At 60.4% G+C, this 4,450-nt stretch carries 6 protein-coding genes; all 6 read right to left on the reverse strand.

Annotated elements, in window-relative coordinates:
* Nucleotides 1-345, reverse strand: a 345-nt coding sequence (locus ACE04F_RS05810) for a TRAP transporter large permease subunit (RefSeq protein ID WP_486105389.1), incomplete at its 3' end; no start/stop codon positions are given.
* Entirely contained in the window at nucleotides 345-872 is a 528-nt protein-coding gene (locus ACE04F_RS05815; protein WP_486105390.1) for a TRAP transporter small permease, read from the reverse strand. The genes ACE04F_RS05815 and ACE04F_RS05810, both read right to left, overlap by 1 nt.
* A gap of 76 nt (nucleotides 873-948) precedes the next feature.
* Nucleotides 949-1,917 carry a TRAP transporter substrate-binding protein gene (locus ACE04F_RS05820; protein ID WP_486105391.1) on the reverse strand — a complete coding sequence of 323 codons (969 nt, stop codon included), beginning with the start codon at nucleotides 1,915-1,917 and terminating at the stop codon, nucleotides 949-951.
* Between the two features lie 56 nt (nucleotides 1,918-1,973).
* Nucleotides 1,974-2,879 carry an SMP-30/gluconolactonase/LRE family protein gene (locus ACE04F_RS05825; RefSeq protein WP_486105392.1) on the reverse strand — a complete coding sequence of 302 codons (906 nt, stop codon included), beginning with the start codon at nucleotides 2,877-2,879 and terminating at the stop codon, nucleotides 1,974-1,976.
* Nucleotides 2,880-2,920: 41 nt separating this feature from the next.
* Complete coding sequence (locus ACE04F_RS05830) at nucleotides 2,921-3,742, reverse strand: NAD-dependent epimerase/dehydratase family protein (RefSeq protein ID WP_486105393.1); 822 nt, start codon at nucleotides 3,740-3,742, stop codon at nucleotides 2,921-2,923.
* Nucleotides 3,743-3,912: 170 nt separating this feature from the next.
* Nucleotides 3,913-4,450, reverse strand: a 538-nt coding sequence (locus ACE04F_RS05835; RefSeq protein WP_486105394.1) for an OprD family outer membrane porin, incomplete at its 5' end; no start/stop codon positions are given.

A 4,450-nucleotide genomic window follows, 5' to 3' on the forward strand; every position in this document is an offset into this window, starting at 1 on the left:
GGCGGTATCGGCCACCGAGGAACCGGAGATCGCACCAAAGAAACTCGACGCCACGAGGTTGACCAAAGACAGGCCACCGCGCACGAACCCGACCAGCACACTGGCGAAGGCCACCAAGCGGCGGGACATGCCGCCCTCGGCCATGATCGCGCCGGCGAGGACGAAGAATGGAATGGCCAGCAGCGAGAACTTGTTCACCCCGCCCGCGACCTGAATCATCATGGCCTGGAACGGAATATCGATCCACCACGCCCCGATCAGGGCGGCAGCGCCCAATGCGTAGGCGACCGGCATGCCGATCAGGATCAACAACAAAAAACTGCCCAGCAGAATCAGAGCGTCCATTAAACGGCACCTTCGTTTTCTTCAACCAGGTCGAACTGCACGACCCGACGCTGGCTTTGGTCACCCAGCAAGAGTTTTTCCAGGACAAAAATCAGCGTCAGGAAACCACCGACCGGGATCGGCATGTAGGTGATGCCGACGCGCAGGGTAGGGATGGCGCTCATGAACTGATTCCAGGTGGTCATGCACAGCTTGGTGCCCCAGATGGTCATGAAAATGCACACAGCGGCCATCAACAGCTGGGAAAAAATCGAAGCAGCGTTTTTCAGATGCGGTGGCAGGCGGCTGGTGACCATGTCAACGGCCATGTGCGAGCCGGAGCGGTAACTGGCGGCAGCGCCAATGAAGGTGAACACGATCATCAGCAAAATAGCGGTGGGCTCTGGCCAGCTGGAGCCTGAGCCCAGCACGTAGCGGGCGAATACACCCCAGGGAATCATCAGGGCAACTGCCAGGACGGAGAGGCCGGCGACCCAGATGCAAGTCATGTAAATCTTGTCGTTGATACGCAGCAGCAAATTCTTCATCGGGTTCCACCGTAACCGGGCGCGCCTTTGAACCGCAGGCGCGCCCAGCCGTTTCATGAGTACAGATTGAGAGGCTTTACTGGACAGCTTCGATGCGCTTGATCAGGTCGGCGTACGGAGCACCGTATTTGGCCCGGATCGGTGCGGTAGCGTCGTAGAAGGGTTTCTTGTCGACGGTGATGAACTCGACGCCTGCAGCCTTGAGTTTCGCTTCGCTGGCGGCGGACTTCTCGTCCCACAGCTTGCGTTCTTCAGCCTGGGCGGCCTTGGCGGCTTTTTTCACCATGTCCTGCTGCTCTGGGGTGAGCTTGTTCCAGGTGATTTTCGACATCACGATCGGCTCAGGCAGGATCAGGTGGCCGGTCAAGCTGTAGAACTTGGCGTTCTGGTAGTGGTTATGCTCGAGCATGGTCGGCGGGTTGTTTTCCGCGCCGTCGATCACGCCGGTCTGCAAGGCACTGAAGATTTCGCCGGTGTCCATGGCGATGCCGTTGGCGCCCATGGCGTTGAAGGTCTCGATGAACATCGGGTTGCCCTGGACGCGGATCTTCATGCCCTTGAGGTCTTCGAGCTTGCGCACCGGTTTTTTGGTGTAGAGGTTGCGGGTGCCGCCATCCATCCAGGCCAGGGCCACCAGGCCGAACTCGGAATTGGTGATCCGATCCAGGATCGCATCGCCGACATCACCATCAATGACGGCGCGCATGTGCGCCTGGTCGCGGAAGATGAACGGCATGTTGAACACGTTCACGTCCGGCACCACAGGGCCGACAATGCCCAGGCTGACCCGGGACATCTGGATCGCGCCGGCTTGCATCTGCTCGATGACTTCCTTTTCAGAGCCGAGTACGCCGCCAGGGAAGTACTTGAACTTCAGTTCGCCGTTGCTCTCCTTCTCCAGGGTTTTACCCATGGATTCCTCGGCTACCACGGTCGGGTAGCCCTTGGGGTGGATGTCGGCGATCTTGATATCGAGCGCATGTGCTGCCTGGGCCAGGAAGGCCAGGGGCAGGGCCGCGATCAGAAGCGTGCGTTTGAAATTCATGGTCAATCTCCAGTGTTGTTGTTTTTATATCTATCGATGTGAAGCGGGAAAGCAGATCAGTTCGCGGAGTGTTTCCGTCCTCCGAAAGCAGGTTCAGCCAGGCCCTTGACGCCGGGATTGAGGGCGAACACGCCGCCGGCCAGGGATTGCGGATCATTGTCGTCACCCGGACGGATCGAGGTGACGAAGAGGGTGTCGAGCTGGCTGCCGCCGAACGCGCACATGGTCGGTTTTTTCACCGGCACTTCCAGCGAACGGTCGAGGCGTCCGTCCGGGGTGAAGCGGTGAATCAGCCCGGCGTCGTTGGCGCATATCCAGTAGCAACCGTCGGCGTCCACCGCTGCGCCGTCCGGGCGTCCGGCCAGGGGCATCATGTCGACGAACAGGCGCCGGTTGGACGGGGTGCCACTGTCGGTGTCGTAGTCGAAGGCCCAGATCTGCTGGCTCAACGGGTGCGAATCGGAGAGATACATCGTCCTTCCGTCCGGGCTGAAACCGAGGCCGTTGGGTACGATAAAACCGCTGAGTTGTGCCGCGACCGGGCTGCTTTGCCCGGCGTCAAAACGGTACATCCGGCCTTCGTCGGCATTGGCGCCCATGTTCAGCACCATGCTGCCGGCCCAGAAACGGCCCTGGCGATCGCAGCGGCCGTCGTTGAGGCGCATGTCGGTGCGGCTGTGTTCGACGCTGGCGCACAGTTCGCTGTCCAGGCTGCCGTCGTCATTGGGGTGCAGACGGAAGAAACCGCTTTCCATGCCCGCGACCCAGCCACCGTCCTGGTGACGGGCGATACAGGCGAGCATTTCGGGGGCTTCCCAGCCCTGGATTTTTCCAGTGCTGGCGTTCCAGCGTTGCAGGCCGCCGCTGGGGATGTTCACCCAGTACAGGGCGTTCTCCTCGGGGACCCATACCGGGCTTTCCCCGACGGCGTTGCGTGCATCGACAATCAATTCGGCTTGCATGGTGATTCCTTGGTTCGTGTGTATCCCATGAAACAGGCGAATCAGTTGTCGAACGGGCCGGCAGCAACAAAGGCGCCGCCCTGATAGATCCTGGCCGGGTCATCCTCGGCTGGCATCGGCTGGGCTTCGACCTTGGCGCGGAAGATTTCCGAAGTGTCCTTGGGCTGGTAGCCCAGGTGCGCGGCGTGGCTGTTGTCCCACCAGACGTCGCGGTTGGCGGACACGCCGTAGACCACCGTGTGGCCGACCTTCGGGGTGTAGAGCGAGCATTCGATCAGCTGGGTGAGGTCGTCGAAGCTCAGCCAGGTGCTCATCATCCGGCGGTTCTGCGGCTCCGGGAAAGACGAGCCGATGCGGATGCTCACGGTCTCGATGCCGTAGCGATCGAAGTAGAAACTGGCCATGTCCTCGCCGTAGGACTTGGACAGGCCGTAGTAGCCATCCGGACGGCGCAGGCAGTGGGCGTCGAGGGTCTGGTCCTGCTTGTAGAAACCGATGACGTGGTTGGAACTGGCGAAGATCACGCGCTTGACGCCATGCTTGCGCGCGGCTTCGTAAATATGGAACACGCCGCTGATGTTGGCGCCGAGGATTTCCTCGAACGGACGTTCCACCGACACACCGCCAAAATGCAGGATGGCGTCAACACCTTCCACCAGCTGGTGCACCGCCTGTTTATCCGACAGGTCGCACGGCACCACTTCTTCGCTTTCGTCGATGGCCGGTGCCATGTTGGCGATGTCCGACAGGCGAATATGGCGGGCGTAAGGCTTGAGGCGTTCGCGCAAGACTTTGCCAAGGCCGCCGGCGGCGCCGGTCAACAGCAGGCGATTGAAAGGGTGGCGAATCTGTGTCGTGGTCATGGCATTACCTGAGCAAACAGTGAGAGGTACAGTTGTTATAAGTTGTCGTACGACCGAGAGCGAATATCCTTATCCTTCTGCTGCCTTGTCAACGTTTGATCGACGAACCGCTCTGGAACGGCGTCCTTGCCGTAGATTGCCATGGGATGCGCCCAGGCTGAATCCTTCCGTTACAGCAGCGAAATCGGGTAGCTGATGAAGATCCGGTTCTCGTCGAATTCGTTGGTGCTGAAGTCGCGACGAATCGATGCGTTACGCCACTTCACGTTGAGACTCTTCAGCGCACCGCTCTGCACGGTATACGCCAGCTCTGTCTCGCGACCCCATTCCTTGCCGTCATCAACGGTAGCTGTGTGCACGTTGTCACCGCTGATGTAGCGGTTCATCAGGGTCAGGCCCGGCACGCCGACGGCGGCGAAGTTGAAGTCGTGGCGCAACTGCCAGGATTTTTCCTTGGCGTTGTCGTAGCTGGAGTTGTAGCTGTCGTTCGCCAGGGTGCCGCCGCTGGTGCCGTTGACGCGCATCCAGGCGTCATCGCCGCCGACTTTCTGCAGGCCGACATAGAAGGTGTTGCCACCGTATTTGGCCGAGAGCATGGCGAACGCGGTCTTGTTGTCGAGGTCGCCGGCCAGGGCGCTGCCGTCTTCCTTGCCGATGAAGTAGCCAAGGTTGGCGCCCAGGGTCCAGTCGCCCATGGGTTGGCTGTGG

The organism is Pseudomonas sp. AGC41 (assembly GCF_057334555.1).